General features: G+C 45.4%; 21 protein-coding genes. 4 read left to right on the top strand and 17 right to left on the bottom strand.

The genetic code is table 11. The annotated features are described in order from the left end of the window. Nucleotides 1-31: 31 nt before the first annotated feature. The 5 genes from MKY50_RS12245 to brxB all read right to left on the bottom strand — a co-directional run bounded on the left by MKY50_RS12245 (nt 32) and on the right by brxB (nt 3,999). Nucleotides 32-1,000 (bottom strand): aromatic acid exporter family protein, encoded by a 969-nt coding sequence (locus MKY50_RS12245; protein ID WP_122894913.1) that lies wholly within the window; start codon nt 998-1,000, stop codon nt 32-34. A 70-nt stretch (nt 1,001-1,070) separates the two neighbouring features. After that, nucleotides 1,071-1,793 (bottom strand): arginine ABC transporter ATP-binding protein ArtR, encoded by a 723-nt coding sequence (artR, locus tag MKY50_RS12250; protein WP_341116738.1) that lies wholly within the window; start codon nt 1,791-1,793, stop codon nt 1,071-1,073. Next, entirely contained in the window at nt 1,786-2,445 is a 660-nt protein-coding gene (gene artQ / locus MKY50_RS12255) for an arginine ABC transporter permease ArtQ (protein WP_003230340.1), read from the bottom strand. Before artQ ends, artR begins: the two co-directional genes overlap by 8 nt. 81 nt (nt 2,446-2,526) lie before the next feature. Next, entirely contained in the window at nt 2,527-3,294 is a 768-nt protein-coding gene (gene artP / locus MKY50_RS12260; protein WP_004398706.1) for an arginine ABC transporter substrate-binding protein ArtP, read from the bottom strand. A 267-nt stretch (nt 3,295-3,561) separates the two neighbouring features. Further along, nucleotides 3,562-3,999 (bottom strand): bacilliredoxin BrxB, encoded by a 438-nt coding sequence (gene brxB, locus MKY50_RS12265; protein ID WP_003226477.1) that lies wholly within the window; start codon nt 3,997-3,999, stop codon nt 3,562-3,564. A gap of 160 nt (nt 4,000-4,159) precedes the next feature. Between brxB and MKY50_RS12270 the strand changes: the two genes are divergently transcribed. From MKY50_RS12270 to bmrR, 3 genes are all read left to right on the top strand, one after another. Further along, a complete protein-coding gene (locus MKY50_RS12270; protein ID WP_212058855.1) occupies nt 4,160-5,053 on the top strand; it encodes a diacylglycerol kinase family lipid kinase in 894 nt (297 codons plus the stop codon). 100 nt (nt 5,054-5,153) lie between these two features. Continuing rightward, nucleotides 5,154-6,323 carry a multidrug efflux MFS transporter Bmr gene (gene bmr, locus MKY50_RS12275; RefSeq protein WP_341116742.1) on the top strand — a complete coding sequence of 390 codons (1,170 nt, stop codon included), beginning with the start codon at nt 5,154-5,156 and terminating at the stop codon, nt 6,321-6,323. 72 nt (nt 6,324-6,395) lie between these two features. Then, nucleotides 6,396-7,232, top strand: coding sequence for a multidrug efflux transcriptional regulator BmrR (gene bmrR, locus MKY50_RS12280; RefSeq protein ID WP_160221674.1), 837 nt, complete (start codon nt 6,396-6,398; stop codon nt 7,230-7,232). 54 nt (nt 7,233-7,286) lie between these two features. On the opposite strand, the gene bfmBB is transcribed toward bmrR, so the two are convergent. The 8 genes from bfmBB to MKY50_RS12320 all read right to left on the bottom strand — a co-directional run bounded on the left by bfmBB (nt 7,287) and on the right by MKY50_RS12320 (nt 17,358). Beyond that, nucleotides 7,287-8,561 (bottom strand): branched-chain alpha-keto dehydrogenase complex dihydrolipoyllysine-residue (2-methylpropanoyl)transferase, encoded by a 1,275-nt coding sequence (gene bfmBB, locus MKY50_RS12285; RefSeq protein ID WP_341116745.1) that lies wholly within the window; start codon nt 8,559-8,561, stop codon nt 7,287-7,289. 22 nt (nt 8,562-8,583) lie between these two features. Then, nucleotides 8,584-9,567, bottom strand: a complete 984-nt coding sequence (gene bfmBAB, locus MKY50_RS12290) for a 3-methyl-2-oxobutanoate dehydrogenase subunit beta (RefSeq protein WP_004398638.1) — start codon at nt 9,565-9,567, stop codon at nt 8,584-8,586. Nucleotides 9,568-9,580: 13 nt separating this feature from the next. Further along, nucleotides 9,581-10,573, bottom strand: a complete 993-nt coding sequence (bfmBAA, locus tag MKY50_RS12295; RefSeq protein WP_004398565.1) for a 3-methyl-2-oxobutanoate dehydrogenase subunit alpha — start codon at nt 10,571-10,573, stop codon at nt 9,581-9,583. Nucleotides 10,574-10,594: 21 nt separating this feature from the next. Next, complete coding sequence (gene lpdA / locus MKY50_RS12300; RefSeq protein WP_015384052.1) at nt 10,595-12,019, bottom strand: dihydrolipoyl dehydrogenase; 1,425 nt, start codon at nt 12,017-12,019, stop codon at nt 10,595-10,597. Nucleotides 12,020-12,039: 20 nt separating this feature from the next. After that, a complete protein-coding gene (gene buk / locus MKY50_RS12305; RefSeq protein ID WP_341116751.1) occupies nt 12,040-13,131 on the bottom strand; it encodes a butyrate kinase in 1,092 nt (363 codons plus the stop codon). Between the two features lie 18 nt (nt 13,132-13,149). Beyond that, on the bottom strand, nt 13,150-14,244 hold the full coding sequence (gene bcd / locus MKY50_RS12310; RefSeq protein ID WP_003230309.1) for a branched-chain amino acid dehydrogenase: 1,095 nt from the start codon (nt 14,242-14,244) through the stop codon (nt 13,150-13,152). A gap of 11 nt (nt 14,245-14,255) precedes the next feature. Beyond that, nucleotides 14,256-15,155 (bottom strand): phosphate butyryltransferase, encoded by a 900-nt coding sequence (gene yqiS / locus MKY50_RS12315; RefSeq protein WP_341116752.1) that lies wholly within the window; start codon nt 15,153-15,155, stop codon nt 14,256-14,258. Between the two features lie 124 nt (nt 15,156-15,279). Further along, nucleotides 15,280-17,358, bottom strand: a complete 2,079-nt coding sequence (locus MKY50_RS12320; protein WP_004398669.1) for a sigma-54 interaction domain-containing protein — start codon at nt 17,356-17,358, stop codon at nt 15,280-15,282. Between the two features lie 152 nt (nt 17,359-17,510). Between MKY50_RS12320 and MKY50_RS12325 the strand changes: the two genes are divergently transcribed. Continuing rightward, complete coding sequence (locus MKY50_RS12325; protein ID WP_003230304.1) at nt 17,511-17,747, top strand: DUF2627 domain-containing protein; 237 nt, start codon at nt 17,511-17,513, stop codon at nt 17,745-17,747. Nucleotides 17,748-17,788: 41 nt separating this feature from the next. Here MKY50_RS12325 and prpB read toward each other — a convergent pair whose 3' ends face one another. Genes prpB through MKY50_RS12345 form a run of 4 tightly spaced genes read right to left on the bottom strand, consistent with a single transcriptional unit; the run spans nt 17,789 to nt 22,435 of the window. Beyond that, a complete protein-coding gene (prpB, locus tag MKY50_RS12330) occupies nt 17,789-18,694 on the bottom strand; it encodes a methylisocitrate lyase (RefSeq protein WP_003230302.1) in 906 nt (301 codons plus the stop codon). A 16-nt stretch (nt 18,695-18,710) separates the two neighbouring features. Further along, nucleotides 18,711-20,129, bottom strand: a complete 1,419-nt coding sequence (locus MKY50_RS12335) for a bifunctional 2-methylcitrate dehydratase/aconitate hydratase (protein ID WP_341116753.1) — start codon at nt 20,127-20,129, stop codon at nt 18,711-18,713. A 14-nt stretch (nt 20,130-20,143) separates the two neighbouring features. Continuing rightward, the gene (mmgD, locus tag MKY50_RS12340) at nt 20,144-21,262 is read right to left on the bottom strand and encodes a citrate synthase (protein ID WP_341116754.1); all 1,119 of its coding nucleotides are present in this window, start codon (nt 21,260-21,262) and stop codon (nt 20,144-20,146) included. A 33-nt stretch (nt 21,263-21,295) separates the two neighbouring features. After that, on the bottom strand, nt 21,296-22,435 hold the full coding sequence (locus tag MKY50_RS12345) for an acyl-CoA dehydrogenase (RefSeq protein WP_128738009.1): 1,140 nt from the start codon (nt 22,433-22,435) through the stop codon (nt 21,296-21,298). Nucleotides 22,436-22,450: the final 15 nt, after the last annotated feature.

Raw genomic sequence — 22,450 nt, forward strand, 5'->3', positions numbered from 1 at the left:
GGTTGACCAATGAAGGAAGAGCTCATGCGAATCATCCGAGTGATTTTTGCGCTTTTATTCCTTTAAAATAACTTTTAATCACTAAATATTGTTCCATTTCGCCGAGAAGATGGAAGAGAGCGGCCCTCGCTTCAAATTCCTCTCTAGTCGCCGGAAGCGGCATCTCCTCAAATTCTTTTCTCATGTCAGCAAGTCTTTTCAGAAATTTGTACGCTGTATTCCCAGGGTGTATCGCCTCCCGCAAATCATGAATAAATTCAGCGATCATTTTTCCCTGATCTACCGTGATGGAGATCGATGTCACTTTAGGGAGAAGGCGTTCGATAATTTCAAATTGCTTTTCTCTCATTTTAAAATAATGATAATGCAGATTTTCGTAACGCAAAATGTGGTTTTGCACATCTCGATATGCCAGGTTTTTAGCCTCCGTAATGAGCTGGTGCGTTTCCGGAATTTCTTTTCCTGACCAATCTTGCTCACCAGTTAACAAATACCGTTCGATTTCTGCAAAAATGACAGCAAAGTTATCCTCTATCTTTTTACGGTAAACAATCAGCTTCCGATCAAGACTCGGCATATACAAGTTCATCAATAGAGCGACGCCGATGCCGACCGTAATCAGCTGAACTTCATTCCAGATGAAAGTAGGCGTAATGCCGCCGGACATGTATAAATGAAGGATAATAACAGAACTGGTGACGATACCCTCGTTAATTTTTAACAGAACCGTTATCGGAATGAATATCAAAAGAAGCGCTCCGATCACAAACGGGTGGTAGCCAATAAGCTCGAAAAAGAGATAAGAAAAAGCAATTGCCAGACAGCATGCCGCAAAGCGGGCCCACGAGGCCTGAAGCGACCGTTTTTGTGTGATTTGTATGCACAAAATGGTGATGATTCCTGCTGATGCGAAGTTTTGCAAATGCAATAACTGGCTTATATAAATAGCCAAAGCTGTTCCAAGCGCGGTCTTTGTTGTGCGGTAACCAATTTTAAACATGTCGGACTCCATTTCTATTTGTTTCTTCAATAAAAAAGAAGAGGCGGCCAGCCTTCTTCTTTTTTATATTCTATAATATTTTCTTTAAAAAGTCCTGCGCTCTTTTGGATTTTGGCGACATAAAAAATTCCTTCGGATTGCCGTCTTCGACAATCATTCCTTGGTCCATAAACAGCACACGGTCTGCCACTTCTTTTGCGAAGCCCATTTCATGTGTGACAATCACCATGGTCATGCCGGTTTCGACCAGCTCTTTCATCACCTGTAGCACTTCTTTGACCATCTCTGGATCAAGGGCGGAGGTCGGCTCGTCAAACAGCATGATGTCCGGATTCATCGCAAGAGCCCTGGCAATCGCGACACGCTGTTTTTGTCCGCCAGACAAACGGTTTGGATAGTCATTTCGCTTTTCAAACAAACCGACTTTGCGGAGCAGGTCCTCAGCTTTCTCCTGTGCAGCCTGTTTTGATTCTTTTTTTACATTGACAGGCGCGTACATGATGTTTTCGAGAACCGTTTTGTGCGGAAAGAGATGAAAATGCTGAAAAACCATCCCGATGTTTTCCCGGACCTTTAATGTGTTGTTTTTCGGCTTCGTAATCTCTGTGTCTTTTATTGTAATGGTTCCGCCGTTAGGCTTTTCCAACAGGTTTAAACAGCGTAAGAACGTTGATTTGCCTGAGCCTGAAGGACCGATCACGGCAACAACCTCACCCTCAGCGATTGTTGTTGAAATGTTTTTTAATACTTCGTGTTTCCCAAATGATTTTGACAGCTTTTCAACCTTAATCATTGGATTTCAGCTTCCTTTCTACAGCCTTGCCGATAAACGTTAAAATCAGGACAAGCACATAATAAATCAATCCCGCGATAATGAGCGGCTCAAGGTAATTGTAAGTGGCGGCGCCAGCTTGATATGCGCGTCTCATGACATCACCAAGCCCGATGACGGTAACGATCGCCGATTCTTTTGTTAACGTAATTAATTCATTCACAATTGCAGGTGATATATTTTTGAAGGCCTGCGGCAGCAGCAGATCTTTCATCATTTTTCCATACGGGACACCGAGTGCAACAGCAGCTTCTTTTTGCCCTTTATCAATGGCATTGATTCCGGCTCTGATAATTTCCGATACATAAGCGGCGGAATTCAAAGACAATGCGACAACCGCAGCCCAAAACTGGTCAATTTGAAATCCGAGCAGCTGAGGAAGGCCAAAATAGACAATCATAAGCTGCAGCACTAAAGGCGTGCCTCGGAACACTGATGTATAAAAATCAGCGATCCAGATAAACGGGCGGAATGTGCTGATCTTGCATAAGCTTAGCACAATACCGAGTATAAGTCCGATAATAGCAGATACAACAACAATTTTTAATGTAATTGCCAAGCCTTCTAATATAAAAGGAATTTGGGGGATCGTTGCTGAAAAATCCAAATTCATAGCCTTTGTCTCCTTTTCTTACAGGAAAAAAGTTTCCTATTCAATAAAAAGGCTCAACGAAAAAGTTGAGCCGCTTTTTTTTTACTTCTCGCCAGTGAACCATTTTTTCTTCAATTTCTCAAGCTCTCCGTTATCTTCCATTTCCTTGAGCGCTTTATTGAATTTGTCTGTCAGTTCACTGTCCTTTCTGAAAGCAATTGCTGAACCGGCTTCTTCCGCTTTCGCATCAGGAATCACAAAGCCTTGCAGGTCATCATTTGATTTGAAATACCCTTCTGCAACAATGTCTTCAATAATCGCGGCATCGAAACGGTCAGATTTGATTTCCTGCACCAAATCAGAAATTCTGTTGCGGTCTTCTGTTTTAAAACCATATTCCGGAGAAAGCTCTTTCCCCTTCTCTTCCTGAATAGAGCCAAGCTGAACGCCAACTGTTTTTCCTTTCAGGTCTTTCAAAGATTGAATGCCGCTGTCTTTTTTGCTGACAATCATATGGTTCGCTGTGTAATACACATCGGAAAAATCAACTTGTTTTTTACGCTCAGGCGTTGGTGTCATTCCTGACAGAACGAGATCCACCTGTTTTGATTTAAGCGCTGTAATTAAGCTGTTGAAGTCCATATCCTGCACTTCAATTTCATAGCCTGCCTTCTTTGCCAGAGCTTTTGCCAGCTCTACATCAAAGCCGACAATATTATCTCCTTCTTTATATTCAAACGGTTTGTAATCCGCCGAAGTACCCATAATTAATTTTTTCTTTCCGCTTTCTGAACCTGAATTGCTTGAGCCGCACGCAGTTAATGCAAAGGTGATGCAAGCAGCTACAAGTAATAAGAGCCATTTTTTCATGATCCATTTCCCCCGTATTCATTACTTTTGGTGTATTTGAATATTTATTCGTTAATTTGTATTTTAAACAGTTTCTCATTTTTATGCAATACTATTTTTAAAAATTATCTTTAAGCTTATCTTTCCAGTGATCTCTTCTGATATTACTAGATAAAAATTAAATCGCTGTACAATCCGATTGAATAATCCCTTAATATTTATTCATATATCCTTGGAAATTTATGCACAAAAAAACCCGGGCTGCTTTTAGCATCCGGGTTGTTCGTCTTATACTTCTTCACAATATTCTTCAAAGGCTTCCTGCAGCTTTGCCACTACGGCCATCGGCTCATGGCCTTCAATTTCATGGCGCTCTACCATTTTCATGATCTTTCCGTCTTTCAAAATCGCAAAGGACGGAGAAGATGGCGGATAACCTTCAAAATAGTCACGCGCACGCGCTGTCGCTTCTTTATCCTGTCCGGCAAAAACGGTGACGAGCTGATCAGGTCTTTTATCATAGTGAACGGAATGGTAGGCTGCCGGTCTTGCAATTCCTCCGGCGCATCCGCAAACAGAGTTTACCATGACGAGCGTCGTTCCTTTTTTCGTAAGTGCCTCATCCACCTCTTCGGCTGTTTTAAGCTCGGTGTATCCGGCAGCTGTTATTTCTTGTCTCGCTTGGCGGACAATATCATTCATAAATAAATTAAAGTCCATGTTCAATGAAGACCTCTCCTTTTTCATCATCTGTTCTTATGATAGCAAGGAAACGTCCATATCGGCAAATGACTTTGCTTCGCCGTGCACTTTTTTTGCTCTTCGTTTACTGCTTACAGAAAAAGGGGATTATATAACTAGAAGTAAAATAAAGGAGCAGTTGTATATGAGCCACAGGAAAGCGTTACTGATTCATAACGGAAATGCCGGTAACAAAAATATAGAAAAAGCACTTGGTGCTGTGGTGCCGGTTTTATCTCACCATTTAGATGAGGTGATTATTAAGCAGACAAAGAAAAAGGATGATGCGTATCATTTTTGCCAATCCATTGATGATTCTGTCGACACCGTCTTCATTCTCGGCGGCGACGGCACGATCCATCAATGCATAAATGCTATCAGCGCTCTAGCAAGAAAACCCGCTGTCGGAATTTTGCCCGGCGGCACGTGCAATGACTTTTCAAGAGTGCTTGGCATCCCTCAAAATCTTGCAAAGGCCGCGGAAGCACTTATGGCAGGAAAAAAAACCAGCGTAGACGTATGTCAGATGAATGACCGTTATTTTTTGAATTTCTGGGGGATCGGCTTAATTGCAGAAACGTCGAATCAAATCAACGAAACGGAAAAAGCATTATTGGGAAAAATCAGCTATTTTACAAGTGCCTTGCGAACCGTCTCATCCGCTGCATCGTTTCCGATGACATTAAAAATTGATGGAGAAGAAATTAAAGAAGAAGCCGTTATGCTGCTTGTGATGAATGGCCAATACATTGGAACGAATCGAATTCCTCTGCCCGATGCCAGTATTGAAGACGGCTTACTTGATGTTCTCATATGCCGCAACACCAACCTCACCGCGCTGCGGGAGCTGATGAGCATGGAACAGGGCTCAATTGATCGTTTTACCGGAGAGCTGTCCTATGTCCAGGCCTCCCGTATCGAGATTGAAACAGACACTGCCAAAAAGGCGGATATGGATGGAGAAGTTTATACACATACACCCGCAGTCATTCAGGTCCTGCCGCAGCATATCGACATGCTTGTTCCCGCAAATGAATAACTGTCATAAGGCTTTAGAAAGATTTTGCAAATCCGTTGACTCTCCCCTAGGAGGAGGTCTTACAGTATAAGGGATACACACTTGAAAAAGGGGAAGTCATATGGAGAAGAAAAATATTACCTTAACTATATTATTAACCAATTTATTTATTGCTTTTTTGGGGATCGGGCTTGTGATTCCAGTAACGCCGACCATTATGAATGAATTGCATTTATCAGGGACTGCGGTCGGCTATATGGTTGCCTGCTTCGCTATTACACAGCTCATTGTCTCACCAATAGCCGGACGATGGGTTGATCGCTTCGGGCGCAAGATCATGATCGTGATCGGCCTGTTGTTCTTTAGTGTGTCGGAGTTTTTATTCGGCATTGGAAAAACAGTTGAGATGTTATTTATCTCCCGTATGCTGGGCGGTATCAGCGCAGCCTTCATTATGCCTGGGGTCACGGCTTTTATCGCAGATATCACGACCATTAAAACACGGCCGAAAGCGCTCGGTTATATGTCAGCCGCTATTTCAACAGGATTTATTATCGGCCCCGGCATCGGGGGATTTTTAGCAGAAGTCCATTCCCGGCTGCCTTTTTTCTTTGCGGCAACTTTTGCACTGTTAGCAGCCATTTTATCAATCCTCACGCTGCGCGAGCCGGAACGAAACCCTGAAAATCAGGAAATAAAAGGACAGAAGACAGGCTTTAAACGAATTTTTGCCCCCATGTATTTCATAGCTTTTCTCATTATCTTAATTTCGTCTTTTGGTTTAGCATCATTTGAATCTTTATTTGCATTATTCGTAGATCATAAATTCGGATTTACGGCCAGCGACATTGCCATTATGATTACAGGAGGAGCGATTGTTGGCGCCATTACGCAAGTCGTCTTATTCGACCGCTTCACAAGATGGTTTGGCGAAATCCATTTAATTCGGTACAGCTTAATTCTCTCTACGAGTCTGGTATTCTTGCTGATAACGGTACATTCATATGTTGCGATTCTGTTGGTGACAGTCACCGTGTTTGTCGGATTTGATCTCATGCGGCCTGCGGTAACGACTTACCTGTCAAAGATTGCGGGAAATGAACAGGGGTTTGCCGGCGGTATGAATTCAATGTTTACAAGTATCGGCAATGTATTCGGGCCTATTATCGGCGGAATGCTGTTCGATATTGATGTAAACTATCCTTTCTACTTTGCAACGGTCACCTTAGCCATAGGGATTGCACTGACCATTGCTTGGAAATCGCCTGCACATCTTAAAGCCAGCACGTGATAAGAAGCGCATTCTTTGTGTACTGCAAAGAATGCGCTTCTTCTTTATACTGATGATAGAAGGAGTGATGGCATGAAGGAATCGTATTACTCAATTGGGGAAGTATCAAAACTGGCAAACGTGTCGATAAAAGCGCTCCGTTATTACGATAAAATTGATTTATTTAAACCCGCCTACGTCGACCCGGATACCAGCTACCGCTATTATACAGATTCTCAGCTCATTCATCTGGATTTGATCAAATCATTGAAATATATCGGCACACCTTTAGAAGAGATGAAAAAAGCACAGGACTTAGAGATGGAAGAACTGTTTGCTTTTTATACCGAGCAGGAGAGGCAAATCAGGGAGAAATTAGACTTTTTATCAGCACTGGAGCAAACCATTTCATTGGTGAAAAAGCGGATGAAACGGCAGATGGAATATCCCGCGCTCGGTGAGGTGTTTGTTTTAGATGAAGAAGAAATACGGATCATTCAGACAGAGGCAGAAGGAATCGGGCCTGAAAACGTGCTCAACGCCTCCTACAGCAAATTAAAAAAATTTATCGAGTCAGCAGATGGATTTACGAACAATAGCTACGGCGCTACTTTCTCTTTTCAGCCCTACACCAGCATTGATGAAATGACTTACCGTCATATTTTCACGCCTGTATTGACGAATAAACAGATTTCATCAATTACGCCGGATATGAAAATCACAACGATCCCTAAAGGGAGGTATGCGTGTATCGCGTATAATTTTTCGCCTGAACATTATTTTCTCAACTTACAGAAGCTTATCAAATATATCGCGGACCGCCAATTAACAGTAGTCAGTGATGTATACGAGTTAATCATACCGATTCATTACTCCCCGAAAAAACAAGAAGAATATCGTGTCGAAATGAAAATACGAATCGCTGAATAATAGAAAAAGAGCATTTTTTGAAACAAAACTTCAAAAAATGCTCTTTTTTCTTATTTAGTAAACAGATGTCTTCTCGTCAATCGATTCTAAAATTTGTTTCACTCGTCCGAGGAATCGTCCGCACACGAGACCGTCAAGCACTCTGTGATCTAAGGACAGACACAGATTAACCATGTCTCTGACAGCAATCATGCCATTGTCCATGACAACCGGGCGTTTGACGATGGATTCTACTTGAAGAATCGCAGCCTGAGGGTAGTTGATAATGCCCATCGACTGAACAGACCCGAACGAACCTGTGTTGTTGACGGTAAACGTGCCTCCCTGCATGTCATCTGCAGTGAGTTTTCCGTCTCTTACTTTTTTAGCTAGGCCGGTAATGTCTTTCGCAATGCCTTTAATTGTTTTTTCATCAGCGTTTTTAATCACCGGAACAAATAAAGAATCCTCTGTGGCAACTGCAATTGAAATATTGATATCCTTTTTCTGAATAATTTTGTCCCCCGCCCACATGCTATTCATTTGCGGGAATTCTTTTAACGCCTGAGCGACCGCTTTTACAAAAAAGGCGAAGAACGTTAAATTAAAGCCTTCTGTCTTCTTAAAGGAATCTTTTATACTGTTGCGATATGCAACCATATTTGTGACGTCGACTTCCATCATCGTCCAAGCATGCGGAATTTCGGTTTTGCTTCGCTTCATATTGGAAGCAATTGCTTTTCTTACACCTGTGACAGGGATTTCTTTATCACCGGCTGCAGACGCAGGATATGACGTCTCTTCTTTTGGCTCAGGTTTTGATGCAGACTTCGGTGCAGGAGCTGCTGTTTTCGGCTCCTCAGGATTCTGTTCTTGCACGCCGCCTGTTTCAATTAAGCGCTGAATATCTTTTCGCGTAATGCGGCCGCCGGCACCTGTTCCTGTTACTTGTTCAAGATCAATGCTGTGCTCTCCGGCCAAACGGAGAACAGCTGGCGAGTAGCGCTTTTTATTGGGCTGATCAGCTGCTTCGGCACTTTTTGCAGCAGGAGTCTCAGCAACTTTTGAAGCAGCTGGCTGTTCTTGTTTTTGTTCAGCCGGATTCGCGCCTTCTGTTTCAATTTTGCAAATCACTTCTCCGACTTGCAGGGTTTGGCCTTCTTCTCCCACAAGCTCTGTTATCGTACCAGTAAAAGAAGACGGAACCTCTGCATTTACCTTATCTGTCATGACTTCCGCGATCGGATCGTATTTGTTCACTTTATCACCGGGGGCGACAAGCCATTTGCTGATCGTCCCCTCTGTTACGCTTTCTCCAAGCTGCGGCATCGTCATTTGTTCAATTGCCATGATTGTATCCTCCCTTACGTCTTTAAAACTCCGCTAATTCTCTCATCGCCGCTTCCACTTTATCAGGGTTGACCATAAAGTATTTTTCCATTGTCGGCGCATAAGGCATAGCCGGAATATCAGGACCTGCAAGCCGTTTGATCGGCGCGTCTAAGTCGAACAGACAATGCTCGGATATAATTGCGGCTACTTCGCTCATGATGCTGCCTTCTTTTGTATCTTCTGTGACCAAAAGAACCTTTCCAGTTTTGGACGCAGCTTCGATGATGGCTTCTTTATCAAGCGGGTAAACTGTTCTTAAATCCACCACATGCGCTGAAATGCCATCTTTTTCGAGACGTTCTGCAGCTTGTAAGGCGAAGTGGACACACAGACCGTATGTGATCACTGTGATGTCGTCGCCTTCCCGTTTTACGTCAGCCTTGCCGATTGGCAGGACATAATCATCAGCCGGAACCTCTCCCTTTATCAGACGGTATGCCCGCTTGTGCTCAAAAAACAGCACCGGGTCTTCGTCACGAACTGCGGCTTTTAATAGACCCTTGGCGTCATATGGTGTTGATGGCATGACAATTTTCAGTCCGGGCTGGTTGGCGAAAATTGCTTCGACTGATTGAGAATGATACAAGGCTCCGTGCACGCCTCCGCCGTATGGCGCTCTGACGACAATCGGACAGCTCCAGTCATTGTTGCTGCGGTAGCGGATTTTAGCTGCTTCGGAAATAATTTGGTTGACTGCCGGCATAATGAAATCAGCAAACTGCATTTCAGCAATCGGTCTCATTCCGTACATTGCCGCTCCGATACCGACTCCTGCGATCGCAGATTCAGCAAGCGGCGTATCCATAACGCGCTCTTCCCCAAATTGTTCATAGAGTCCCGCTGTCGCTTTAAACACACCGCCTTTTCTTCCTACATCTTCCCCAAGGACGAAAACGCGAGAATCTCGTTCCATTTCTTCTTTCATCGCCAAATTGATTGCATCAATATATGACATTACTGACATTTGTTCTTCCTCCCTACTTCGCATACACATAATCAAGCGCTGACTCAGGAGCTGCATATGGGGCGTTCTCCGCTTCATCCGTCGCTTCATTTACGATTGCCATAATTTCATCCAGCATGGTTTGTTCTATCTCATCGGACAGCAGGCCTGTTTCCTTTAAGTAAGCTTGATAAGTAAGCAGGGGATCACTTTTTTTCGCTTCCTCTACTTCTTCACGGCCTCTGTAGCTGCTGTCATCGTCATCACTGGAATGTGGTGTAAGGCGGTAAGAAATCGTTTCAATTAATGTCGGGCCTTCTCCTCTGCGTGCCCTTTCGCGTGCTTCTTTAACCGCTTGATAAACTTCCAGCGGATCATTTCCATTCACAGTTACGCCAGGCATCCCATAGCCTATGGCACGGTCGGAAATGTTCTCACATGCGACTTGCTTATCGTAAGGCACTGAGATTGCGTATTTGTTGTTTTCACACATGAAAATAACCGGCAGCTTATGGACAGCGGCAAAGTTTGCCCCTTCATGGAAATCGCCTTGGTTTGAAGACCCTTCCCCGAATGTAACAAAGGCTGCGATATCCTTTTTCTCCATACGTCCCGCAAGCGCAATACCGACTGCGTGCGGCACTTGCGTTGTAACCGGAGATGATCCCGTCACAATGCGGTTTTTCTTTTGTCCGAAATGTCCCGGCATCTGGCGGCCTCCTGAGTTCGGATCTGCTGCTTTTGCAAACCCGGACATCATTAAGTCCTTTGCTGTCATGCCAAACGCGAGCACGACACCCATGTCTCTGTAGTACGGCAATACATAATCCATTTCACGGTCAAGTGCGAAAGCCGCTCCTACCTGTGCTGCTTCCTGTCCTTGACAAGAGATTACAAATGGAATTTTGCCAGAACGGTTTAACAGCCACATTCTTTCATCGATTTTTCTTGCTAACAGCATGGTTCTATACATATCAACGGCTTCCTGATCAGTCAGCCCTAGTGCTTGATGTCGGTTTGTACTCATTCAAGCCCCTCCTTTATGCTTTTAAAAATGAATGGCTTTGCCATCTGCGGCAAGCGCTGCTTCTCCAATTGCTTCAGAAAGCGTTGGATGCGGGTGAATCGTTTGCCCGACCTCCCACGGTGTTGCGTCCAGCACTTTGGCAAGACCCGCTTCAGAAATCATGTCGGTGACATGCGGGCCGATCATATGAACGCCGAGAATATCATCTGTATCTCGGTCAGCCACGATTTTGACAAAACCGTCGCTTTCACCGTATACAAGCGCTTTTCCAATCGCCATAAATGGGAACTTGCCGATTTTGACATTATGCCCGTTCGCCTTTGCTTCGTCTTCGGTTAAGCCGACACTGGCAGCTTCAGGGCTTGAGTAAATGCACTTCGGCACAAGCGTCGGATCAAGCGGATGCGGATTGAGACCTGCAAAATGCTCAACAGCAATAATTCCCTCATGTGAAGCAACGTGAGCTAACTGCAGGCCACCGATTACGTCTCCGATTGCATAAATATGAGATTCCTTCGTTTGGCAGCTTTCATTGACTGAAATCATGCCATTTTCAGTAACAATATCGGTGTTCTCTAGGCCGATGCCTTCGATATTTGCCTGTCTGCCGATGGAAACAAGCATTTTCTCAGCAGAATAGGTAACGGTTTCTCCGTCTTTTTCCGCTTGTATGCTGATATCGTCTGATGTTTTTGTCATTGTGTCAGGCAGCACTTTTGCCCCTGTTATGAACTGGATGCCTTTTTTCTTAAGAAGACTTTCCATTTCTTTTGAAATCTCTAGATCTTCAGTCGGCAATATGCGATCCGCGTATTCAATAACCGTTACCTTAACGCCAAAATCATGAAGCATAGACGCCCATTCGATACCGATAACCCCTCCGCCGACAATGATGATTGACTGTGGCAGCTCCTCCATTTGGAGCGCCTCATCTGAAGTCAGTACAGACTTACCGTCCGCTTCAAGACCCGGAAGCATTCTCGGTCTTGATCCTGTTGCAATGATCACTTGTTTCGGGATCAGCATGTCATTTTCTTCGCCATTTCCCCGCTCAACAGAAATTGTTCCCGGCAGCGGAGAGAAGATTGACGGTCCAAGGATACGTCCATATCCGGTGTACACGTCAATTTTTCCTTTTTTCATTAAATGATTTACACCCGCTGCAAGCTTATCAACAACGGCTTGCTTACGCTGCTGCACTTTTTCAAAGTTGAGGGACACGCCAGCCGTTTCCACTCCGAATTGATCGGCTTCACGAGCTGTCCGGTATACCTCTGCGCTTCTAAGCAGCGCTTTACTCGGGATACAGCCTTTATGCAGACATGTTCCCCCGAGTTTTTCCTTTTCCACAACGGCTGTTTTTAAGCCGAGCTGAGCGGCTCTGATGGCCGCAACATAACCGCCGGTACCGCCGCCCAGAATGACTACGTCATACTCAGTTGCCATGGTGACTCACTCCTGTCTGTCTATTCAATACGATATTGTTTGGATTGCTCTTCGCCCTGCAATACTCTTAGCGCCCCTTGGGCAAGAGACTGCAGTTCATTTTCACCCGGATAAACTAAAACGTCTGAAATCCAATCTATGTATGATCTGATAGCAGAAACAAAGCTTTTTCCGTACGCAAGGCCTCCCGTCAGCACAATCGCTTCAACTTCGCCTTTTAACGCCGCGCTGGCTGCCCCGATTTCCTTTGCTACCTGATATGCCATGGCATCATAAATGAAGCGGGCTTTTTCATCGCCCCCTTGAATCATCTGTTCCACTTTTACTGCATCATTTGTACCGAGATAGCCTAAAAGTCCGCCGATGCCAACAAGCTTTTTCATGATTTCTTCTTTTGTATATTCCCCTGAAAAACATAGATCAACAAGATCTCCCGCAGGCACTGTTCCTGCTCGTTCAGGACTGAATGGTCCCTCGCCGTGCAGGCCGTTATTGACATCCACCACTCGCCCGCGGTCATGGACGCCAATTGTAATACCTCCGCCCATATGGGTAATAATCATTTTCATGTTCTCATATCGTTTGCCAAGGGAGGCTGCCGCTTTACGAGCGACAGCTTTTTGGTTTAACGCATGGAAAATGCTTTTCCGTTCAATTTCAGGCATGCCTGAAACTTTCGCAAGCACTGACATTTCGTCTACGACAACAGGGTCGACGATATACGAAGGGATATTCAGGCCGTCAGCGATTTCCCGCGCGATAATGCCGCCGAGATTAGAAGCATGCTGACCGGCGTAACCGCTTTTCAAGTCCTCAATCATGTCATCATTCACTACGTAGGTCCCGCCTTCAATTGGCCGGAGAAGGCCGCCTCTTGCGCAGACTGCATCAAACTTCGAGATATTGATTCCCTGTTCATGAAGCGTTTCGAGAATATGGTTTTTACGAAATTCATACTGATCAATAATTCGGTCAAATCGCTGCAGCTCTTCTATGTTGTGTCTCAATGTTTTTTCAAAAATGCTTCTTTCATTATGAAAAACACCGATTTTCGTTGAAGTTGAGCCTGGATTAATTGTGAGAATGCGTTTTTCGTCATGTAGCACTTTCATAACCTCCAGATCAATTTCTTAACGTCTGCTTAATACACTGTGGCCGTTTTGCAAAAACTGGCTTCTTGAGCGGCGCATGCGTTCAATCCGTTCCTCTGCCAAGCGGTCAGCCGCTAAATATGCAGGAATGCCGTCACGCTGAGAAATCTCAAGTACACGCTCGATATTGCCGTAAATGCCTTCAACTTTTTTCAATGCACGTTCTGCATTATAGCCGTAAAGCTCATCTGCCACGTTGATGACACCGCCCGCGTTAATCACGTAATCCGGTGCATAAACGATGCCCATTTCGTGAATTTGATCACCATGGCGTGTCTCTTTTAATTGGTTGTTAGCCGCACCTGCGATCACTTTCGCCTTCAGCTGTTTAATGGTGTCGTCGTTAATAGTCGCACCAAGGGCACACGGCGCATAAATATCGCAGTCTTGTGAATAAATATCATCAGGATCTACCGCCCGGGCGCCAAAATCTTCAACTGCACGCTGTACAGATTGTTTGTTGATATCCGTAACGATTAAGTTTGCTCCTTCTTCATGCAGGTGGCGGCAAAGGTTATAGGCTACGTTCCCAACACCCTGTACAGCAATGGTTTTTCCTTCAAGAGAGTCGGTTCCGAAAGCAGCTTTAGCTGCTGCCTTCATTCCTCTGTACACCCCGTACGCTGTGACTGGGGACGGATTTCCAGAAGAGCCGAAAGCAGGAGAAATCCCTGTGACATAGTCTGTCTCATCATGAATGATATCCATATCCTCGACCGTTGTACCCACATCTTCAGCCGTGATGTATCTGCCATTCAGCCCTTGAATATAGCGGCCAAACGCGCGGAACATTTCTTCATTTTTGTCTTTGCGCGGATCGCCGATAATGACTGTTTTTCCGCCGCCAAGGTTTAAGCCTGCCGCCGCGTTCTTATAGGTCATGCCTCTAGCCAATCTGAGCGCATCTTCAATTGCCGCTTCTTCATTTTCATATGTCCACATTCTCGTTCCGCCAAGCGCCGGACCAAGCGTTGTATCATGAATCGCGATAATCGCTTTTAATCCAGATTGTTCATCCTGGCAGAATACCAATTGTTCGTAATCGTATTTCTCCATATATTTAAAAAGTTCCATGTTCGTTCCTCCTAATGTGTGTATTCTTCAGATGCGCATATTGCCAGCGCAATGGAATACAGTTTATTTTCAGCAGAGTCCGCTCTGCTTGTTAAGGCAATCGGTGCTTTGGCTCCTGTAATGACAGCCGCCACGCTGGCTTTGGCAAAATAAATCAGTGATTTATATAAAATATTGCCGGCCTCAATTGTTGGGACGAGAAGGATATCTGCGTTGCCCGCTACGTCTCCCGAAATTTTTTTCTGGGCCGCGGCAATTTGTGAAACTGCGTTATCCAAAGCAAGCGGTCCATCAACAATGCAGCCTTTGATCTGGCCCCTTTTGTACATTTGAGCTAGAGCAGCTGCATTCACGGTCGCTTCCATTTTAGGGTTCACCGTTTCGACCGCTGCAAGGGCAGCTGCTTTTGGCATATTGTTCCCCACTGCATGGGCCACATGAACGGCATTTTGCAAAATCTGCCGGAGCTCTTCCAGCGAAGGAGCAATATTCATTGCCGAATCTGTTACAAACATCAGCCGGTCAAAATCCGGTATATCGAAGACAGCCACGTGAGAAAGGACACTTGCTGACCGAAGCCCCTCCTGTCTGTTCAATACCGCTTTAAGCAAAACAGAAGTCGGCACATTGCCTTTCATTAAAACGTCCGCTGTTTTATGGTGTACAGCACGAACCGCTAATTTCGCCGATTCCTCAGGAGTATCAGCATGGACGATTTCCACTTGATGCCCTTGCATGGATGATGTCAGATCGTTCAGTTTTTTGCTGTCGCCCGTTAACAAGAAACGGGCGGATAGGTGCTCGGCTGCCAGCTTTACAGCCCGGATCACTTCCTCATCCTCAGCATGAGCAACCGCAATGGTCTTATTTTTGTGTATCGACGCTTTGCCGATTAAATCTTTCAGCTTCATCTGTTACCACCTTTCTTGTTTCGACTCCGCCTTTTATTATGCAAGTTCCATGCCAGCTCTTAAGGGTGCTGTCATACCAGATATATCGAAATATTCGTGCAGATGTTTGCGTTTATTCTGCAAATTATTGCATGCCTTCATTTGCAAGGCCATATTTATCCATTTTGTAATATAAGTTCCGAATGCTGACACCGAGAGCTTTTGCTGTTTTTGTCCGGTTAAAATGATGCTTTTCAAGCGTTTGCTGGATCAAATGCGCTTCAAATTTTTCTACTGCGACAGACAGCTTTTCGCCTTCAATATCCGGAAAGTCAAAACCTGTTCCCTGGTCTGTGTCATTTTCTTTTTGCTCAAGTTCGAATACAGGCAAGTGATCTTTTTCAATCCATTCCATATGCGGATTCAGAAAAATCATGGCTCGTCCAAGGACATTTTCAAGCTCCCGGACATTCCCAGGCCAATGGTAGGCAGATAAGGCGCGCAAGGCTTGCTGTGAGAGCCCTTTTACATTCCTGCCGTAATCCCGGTTGATCTTTTGGATAAGTCTGACGCTCAATGCTTCAATGTCCTCCAACCGCTGCCGCAAAGGCGGGATGGAGATCGGATAGCGGTTGATCCGGTAATACAGGTCTTCCCGGAATGTTCCGTCCGCCATCGCCTTTTCAATATTTACATTTGTCGCCGCGATCACTCTGACATTGACAGGGATCGCTTTCGTGCCGCCCACTCTGACGATTTCCTTTTCTTGAAGGACGCGTAGCAATTTGGCCTGCATATTTTGTGTCAGCTCACCGATTTCATCTAAGAAAATACTGCCGTTATTTGCTTCCTCAAATAAACCCTTTTTACCGCCGCGCTTCGCTCCTGAAAACGCGCCATCCTCATAGCCGAACAATTCTGATTCGAGCAGGTTTTCAGAAAGGGCTGCACAATTCACGCGAATAAATTTATTGTATTTCCGGTCACTTTCGTTATGGATGGCATGGGCGAACAGTTCTTTTCCTGTTCCTGATTCCCCGCGCAGCAAGATGGTTGCCGGTGTTTTCGCACCGAGCTTCGCCTGCTCAAGCGCAACCAGCATTTGCTCGCTTTTGCCGATAATGTCGTCAAACGTGTATTTCGCTTCAAGCGTGCGAATAATTTGTCTGGCGCGATTAAGCTCCGCTGTCAGCATTTTAATTTCGGAAACATCGTGAATCACGCCGACGCTGCCTTTCAAAATCCCGTCCACAATCACCGGTGCTACATTAACGATGACCTCTTTTTCATTCGGGCCGACCTTCATTCTGACACCGCGGACAGGACGTCTTGTTTCAAGCACCTTTAAATGCATGCTTTCGCCTTCGGAAATATCAGTGTTTGCAGGCTTGCCGATGACTTCTTTTTCAGAAAGCCCCGTCATTTTCGTATACGCTTTATTGATTAGCAGGCCGATGCCGTTTTCATCAACGACAGAAATCGCCTCATCGGAGGATTGAATAATTGCCTCCAGCATCGTACGGACCTGCTTTAAGTTGGTCACTTCCTCTGCCAGCTCGACCGCATCAGTGATATCTTTAAACACACAAAGAGCCCCGAGCAGACGTCCGCCTTCATCAATAATCGGCAGCCTTGTGGTCACAATTTGCAAATGATCGCCTAACAGCTGCTTCTGGTTGTATTCAGGCACTCTTGTTTTTAAAATCCGCGGCATCTTAGTGCTCGGAATCACTTCTTTTATTGGGCGCCCAATGACTTCCTCACGTTTTTTCCCGACCATTTTTTCGGCCATATGGTTAAAGAGAATGATTTCTTCATTGATATCAATAAAAATCATTCCATCATGGGTGGAATTAAAAATTCTGTCATATTTATAGGTTTGCTCTTTTAGCATTTGAATCAGGTGCTGCTTTTCTTCCATCAGCTGAAAAACGATGTATGCCATTTTTCCCGGCATGACAATGGTATCTTCATGCTTTCTTTGAAGGAGCTCGTCAAACACGGCTTGATCGCCGGTAGTATGAATGACGATATCCGGTTTTTGTTGTATGTAAGGTTTCCAATCAGATGAAACGGCAATCCCATACTGTTCTGCTTCTTTCAATCCCGGCGCCTCGGGGTCTTTGTCAACTACGGCAATGATATCTATGATGGCTGTTTTAATCAGAATATGTAATAACGCCGTTCCCCTTTTGCCGGCACCTACTATCAGTACCTTTTGCATCCCGATACCCCTTTGTATGAAAAAATTTGCATACCTATTTATTCCGTTGCAATAATTTGCACAACCCTATGTTACCACGTTTTCTTCTCTTGACAAAATATTTTTTCCGCTGGACAATAAAGGAAATGAAAAGATAAAGGGGTTTTCTGAAGATGAGCCGACTTCTTGCGCTTTTAATATTAGTCATCCCCGGGGCTATTTCTGCTTTAGGCATTAAACTGATGAGAGATACACTTTTCGGTCATACAATCAAGCCATTTTCAGCTCTTTGGCTCCAAGGGTTGTCAGGATTCATCTTTTTTGCGATCGGCCTCTATGTGCTGGCCGGGTTCATTTTATACAGAGACAGAAAACGCAATCAAGTCAGCCCGCGATTCAGAAAACGATAGCTGAAAAAAAGCCGGAGAATGCTCCGGCTTTTTTTGTTGCATTATTCGTCAGGCAAAACGGTCTTGGCAATCGTTTTATCTAACGCTTCATAGTCATAATAAGAAATCGTATCGTACAGTTCTTTTCGTGTCTGCATATCATGAAGTCCTTCTTTTTGTGAGCCGTGCTCCTTCATCAAACCAAACATCCGCTCACAAGCTTTTGCCGCCGCTCGAAGCGAGGTGACAGGATATATCACCATGTGAAACCCCATATCTTCGAATTCATCGGCACGATAATATGGCGTTTTCCCAAATTCAGTCATATTCGCAAGGAGCGGAACGGGGATACGCTCAGCAAACTGGCGGAATTCATTCTCCGCCTGTAGCGCTTCCGGGAAAATTGCGTCCGCTCCCGCCTCAATGTAAGCCTCTGAACGTTTTATTGCGGCAGCAAGCCCTTCCTGCGCCCTGGCATCAGTACGGGCAACAACAATAAGGGAGGGTGCCGCTTGTTTAATGGCTTTTATTTTTTGCGCCATTTCCTTTATCGGAACTAGCTGTTTGCCATTTAAATGTCCGCATTTTTTTGGGAGCTGCTGGTCTTCTATTTGAACGGCTGCTACCCTTGCTTCAAGCATCTCCCGGGCTGTTCGGGCGGCATTTAAGACACCGCCAAATCCCGTATCGATATCCACAAGCAGAGGCAGATCAGCTGCACGTACAAGATCTTTGGCCCGTTCAGCTATCTCTGCCGATGTGATGATCCCTAAATCAGGCAGCCCCCTGCTGGCTGTATAGGCAGCACCGGACAAATAAATAGCAGAAAAACCGGCTTCTTTCGCAAGCAAAGCGGCCATCCCGTCATGGGCGCCGGGAATTTGAAGAATGTCCGGTGCTGACATCAGCTTGCGGAAACGCCCGGCAAGCTCCTCTTGTGACGATTGCTTATTGACGATCCACGACATGAAACAAATCCCCCTTTTACATGCAGAACATGTCTACGAATTCATTTACGCGCATCGTTTGTAATGTCTCATAGCTGGTACAGCGCTCATAAATGTGTTTGTGCTGTTTATCAGGAAAATGGGTTTTGAGATTGTCAGAAAACTTTTCCAGCAGTTTCGGCACTGCTTCCTCTCTTCGAAAACGATGGCCGAGGGGAAACTCACATTCCACCATTTCCGTGCTCGTTCCGTCTTTAAAATGAACCTGAACTGCATTTGAGATGGAACGTTTATCAGGTTTCAAATAATCCTCGGTATATGTTTTATTTTCAGTCACTTCCATTTTATCACGAAGTTTATCTATTCTCGGATCACTCGCTGTTTCAGCTTCATAATGCTGTGCCGTGATATCACCAAAAAGCAAACCAATTGCTGTAATGTATTGGAGACAGTGATCGCGGTCTGCCGGATTGTGGAGCGGGCCTTTTTTATCAATGATTCGGATAGCGGATTCATGCGTTCTGATGACAACACGGTCAATCTCGTCAATCCGGTTCTTTACCTGCGGGTGAAGAATGACAGCGCACTCCGCCGCTGTCTGGGCGTGAAATTCCGCAGGATAAGACACTTTAAATAACACATTTTCCATGACATAAGCGTCGAGCGGACGGGCAAGCTTAATCTCTTTCTTATTGAATAAAACGTCTTGGAACCCCCACCCCGGTGCACTCAGGGCTGTCGGATAACCCATTTCCCCTTTTAACGACACCAGCGCCAAATGAACACCTCTGCTCGTTGCATCTCCTGCCGCCCATGATTTACGCGAGCCTGTATTCGGTGAATGGCGGTAAGTCCTCAATGCTGCATTGTCAATCCATGCATTCGAAAGTGCATTTTTGATTTCTTCTCTTCCGCCGCCCAAAAGCTTTGCTGCAACAGCAGTTGTCGCAACTTTGACAAACAGCACATGGTCAAGGCCAACTCGATTTAAGCTGTTTTCTAACGCCAGCACACCTTGAATCTCGTGTGCTTTGATCATCATCTCCAGTACGTCGCGTACCGTTAACGGCTCTTTTCCTTCAGACAGCCTCACTCTTGATACATAATCAGCTGCGGCAAGGATTCCTCCCAAGTTATCGGACGGATGCCCCCACTCCGCCGCCAGCCACGTATCGTTGTAATCGAGCCAGCGAATCATGCAGCCGATATTAAACGCTGTCCTCACAGGATCGAGAACATATGACGTTCCCGGCACTTTGCTTCCATTCGGCACAGTCGTTCCTGGAACAATCGGGCCAAGCAGCTTTGTGCATTCCGGATACCGTAGCGCCAAGATCCCGCAGCCCAGGGTATCCAGCAATACATGCCCCGCTGTTGTATACGCTTCGGCACTTGTAATCTCTTTTTCAAGCACATAGTCTGTGATTTCTTCGATAACACGATCCGTTTTCGGCATTCTACCAGCTCCTTTCATGATTTTGTTTGATATCGCGGGCCCATGTAACTGACACGGGGACGGAAGAGCCGATTATTGGCATGCTGTTCGATCACATGGGCGCATAAACCGGACGTTCTTGCGCTGAAAAAGATCGGCGTATATAAAGGAATCGGTATGCCGAGCATCCAATACACTGGGGCAGCATAGTAATCCAAATTCGGGTAAAGCCCTTTTTCCTTCTCCATCAGCCGCTCACCCGCTTCGCACATCTCATATAAACGATGGTCACCGGCTTTATCGCATAATTGCTGCAGCGCCTCTTTCATCATGAGTGCTCTCGGGTCCATTTTTTTCATATACACCCGGTGGCCGAAGCCCATGATTTTTTCTTTTCTTTTCAGTTTTGTTTGCAAAAGCTGCTCAAAATCAGATGTCGTTTTTGCCTCCAAAAGCAAATACATCACAGCTTCGTTTGCTCCTCCGTGAAGATTCCCTTTCAGGGAAGCGACAGCCCCAGTCAAAGCCCCATAAAGATCTGAATGTGTAGATGCAATGACCCTGGCCGCAAAGGTTGAATTCGGCATCTCATGCTCACTGTACAGGACGAGCGACCGGTCAAAAATCTGTTCTTCCAATGAAGACGGCAATTTCCCTGTCATCATGTAGAGAAAATTCGCACTGTAGGATAGGGTTTGAAGCGGAAGAATCGGTTCTTTCTTATTAATGATCCTGTAGCTGGCAGCAGTGAGGGCAGGCATTTTCCCAAGAAGCTGATAGGCGCGTTCTTTGTTTGCGGAAGGAGACCGATCATCAATTTGCCGATCATAGCCAGCAAGTGCCGACAGGCCGGTACGCAGACCATCCATTGGATGAGTGTCCTCAGGGAGCAGCTCAAGCAGACGGAGATGATCAGCAGGCAGGCTTGAGGCACTGATTATTTTACGTTCCAGCGTCTCCATTTCACTTTCTTCTGGCATCCTGCCCTCCAGCAATAAATGGACAAGCTCCAGATAGCTTTTTGTTTCAGAAAGTTCTATTAAATCATAGCCTCTTATCAAAATCTGGCTGGACTGCGTGTCAAGATAAGAAATATGAGTTTCTGCCGCAATCACACCGTCCAACCCTGGAGAATAATGCTGTTTCTCCTCCATATCCTCAACCTCCGTTTTTGCGTTTTTTGTCTATCAGGTTCCGCCAAGCAAATACTTGGAAATAATCAGTCTTTGAATCTCGTTCGTCCCTTCATAAATTTGCGTCACCTTTGCATCGCGAAGCAGGCGCTCAACTGGATAATCCTTCATATAGCCATATCCCCCATAAATTTGAACGGCGTCTAACGCCGCCTTTACGGCTGCATCGGAAGCAAATTGTTTAGCCATAGACGCTTCTTTTCCACAGTTTAGGCCGCGGTTATGAAGGTCTGCAGCGTGGTAGACAAGATGCCTTGCCGCCTCTGCCCTAGTCGCCATGTCAGCCAGCTTAAATGATATGCCTTGATTGGCTGCAATCGGCCTTCCAAATTGCACTCGCTGCTTCGCATAATTAACGGCATGCTCAAGAGCCGCCTCTGCAATTCCGAGGGCCTGTGCCGCAATGCCGATCCGGCCGACATTTAAATTCGCCATCGCAATGTGAAAGCCATCCCCCTCTTTGCCAAGCAAATTGACTTCAGGCACTTCTGCATTATCAAAAATCAGTTCCGTAGTATTGGAGCCATAAAGCCCCAGCTTTCTTTCTTTTTTTCCAACGGTAAAACCGGGTGTGTTTTTTTCAACAATAAAAGCCGAAATCCCGTGCCTGCCTTGATCTGGAGCTGTTAAAGCAAATGTGATATAGATATCAGCTGCTCCGCCATTCGTTATGAATATTTTCGATCCGTTTAATAGATATTTGCCGTTCTTTTTGATTGCTGTTGTGCGGAGGCTCCCAGCATCCGACCCCGAGTGAGGCTCCGTTAGTGCAAATGCGCCCAAATGGTCTCCTGACGCGAGCTTTGGTATATATTTCATCTTTTGTTCTTCGTTGCCGAAATACAGAATCGGATTTGTGCCGACCGAGGTATGAACGGAGAGAATCACGCCGACAGCCGCACTGATTCTAGAAATCTCATGAATCGCCAAAATATAAGAAACAACGTCCGCCCCGGCACCGCCGTATTGTTCCGGCACCGGTATTCCCATCAGTCCGTGTTCACCCATTTTTTTGATCAGCTGAAAGGGAAATTCGTCCGTTTTCTCCATGATTTCCGCAGCGGGAGCAATTTCTTTTCGTGCAAAATCACGCACCATTTTTCGCATCATGACTTGCTCTTGGGTTACATGCAACTCGGCCACCCCCGG

Source organism: Bacillus sp. FSL R7-0685, from assembly GCF_038002425.1.
Classification (GTDB): domain Bacteria; phylum Bacillota; class Bacilli; order Bacillales; family Bacillaceae; genus Bacillus; species Bacillus subtilis.

Bases quoted from the DNA above. Each gene is read 5' to 3' on its own strand.
- MKY50_RS12245 (WP_122894913.1), bottom strand. From the start codon at position 1,000: ATGTTTAAAATTGGTTACCGCACAACAAAGACCGCGCTTGGAACAGCT.
- artR (WP_341116738.1), bottom strand. From the start codon at position 1,793: ATGATTAAGGTTGAAAAGCTGTCAAAATCATTTGGGAAACACGAAGTA.
- artQ (WP_003230340.1), bottom strand. From the start codon at position 2,445: ATGAATTTGGATTTTTCAGCAACGATCCCCCAAATTCCTTTTATATTA.
- artP (WP_004398706.1), bottom strand. From the start codon at position 3,294: ATGAAAAAATGGCTCTTATTACTTGTAGCTGCTTGCATCACCTTTGCA.
- MKY50_RS12270 (WP_212058855.1), top strand. From the start codon at position 4,160: ATGAGCCACAGGAAAGCGTTACTGATTCATAACGGAAATGCCGGTAAC.
- bmr (WP_341116742.1), top strand. From the start codon at position 5,154: ATGGAGAAGAAAAATATTACCTTAACTATATTATTAACCAATTTATTT.
- bmrR (WP_160221674.1), top strand. From the start codon at position 6,396: ATGAAGGAATCGTATTACTCAATTGGGGAAGTATCAAAACTGGCAAAC.
- bfmBB (WP_341116745.1), bottom strand. From the start codon at position 8,561: ATGGCAATTGAACAAATGACGATGCCGCAGCTTGGAGAAAGCGTAACA.
- bfmBAB (WP_004398638.1), bottom strand. From the start codon at position 9,567: ATGTCAGTAATGTCATATATTGATGCAATCAATTTGGCGATGAAAGAA.
- bfmBAA (WP_004398565.1), bottom strand. From the start codon at position 10,573: ATGAGTACAAACCGACATCAAGCACTAGGGCTGACTGATCAGGAAGCC.
- lpdA (WP_015384052.1), bottom strand. From the start codon at position 12,019: ATGGCAACTGAGTATGACGTAGTCATTCTGGGCGGCGGTACCGGCGGT.
- buk (WP_341116751.1), bottom strand. From the start codon at position 13,131: ATGAAAGTGCTACATGACGAAAAACGCATTCTCACAATTAATCCAGGC.
- bcd (WP_003230309.1), bottom strand. From the start codon at position 14,244: ATGGAACTTTTTAAATATATGGAGAAATACGATTACGAACAATTGGTA.
- yqiS (WP_341116752.1), bottom strand. From the start codon at position 15,155: ATGAAGCTGAAAGATTTAATCGGCAAAGCGTCGATACACAAAAATAAG.
- MKY50_RS12320 (WP_004398669.1), bottom strand. From the start codon at position 17,358: ATGCAAAAGGTACTGATAGTAGGTGCCGGCAAAAGGGGAACGGCGTTA.
- MKY50_RS12325 (WP_003230304.1), top strand. From the start codon at position 17,511: ATGAGCCGACTTCTTGCGCTTTTAATATTAGTCATCCCCGGGGCTATT.
- prpB (WP_003230302.1), bottom strand. From the start codon at position 18,694: ATGTCGTGGATCGTCAATAAGCAATCGTCACAAGAGGAGCTTGCCGGG.
- MKY50_RS12335 (WP_341116753.1), bottom strand. From the start codon at position 20,129: ATGCCGAAAACGGATCGTGTTATCGAAGAAATCACAGACTATGTGCTT.
- mmgD (WP_341116754.1), bottom strand. From the start codon at position 21,262: ATGGAGGAGAAACAGCATTATTCTCCAGGGTTGGACGGTGTGATTGCG.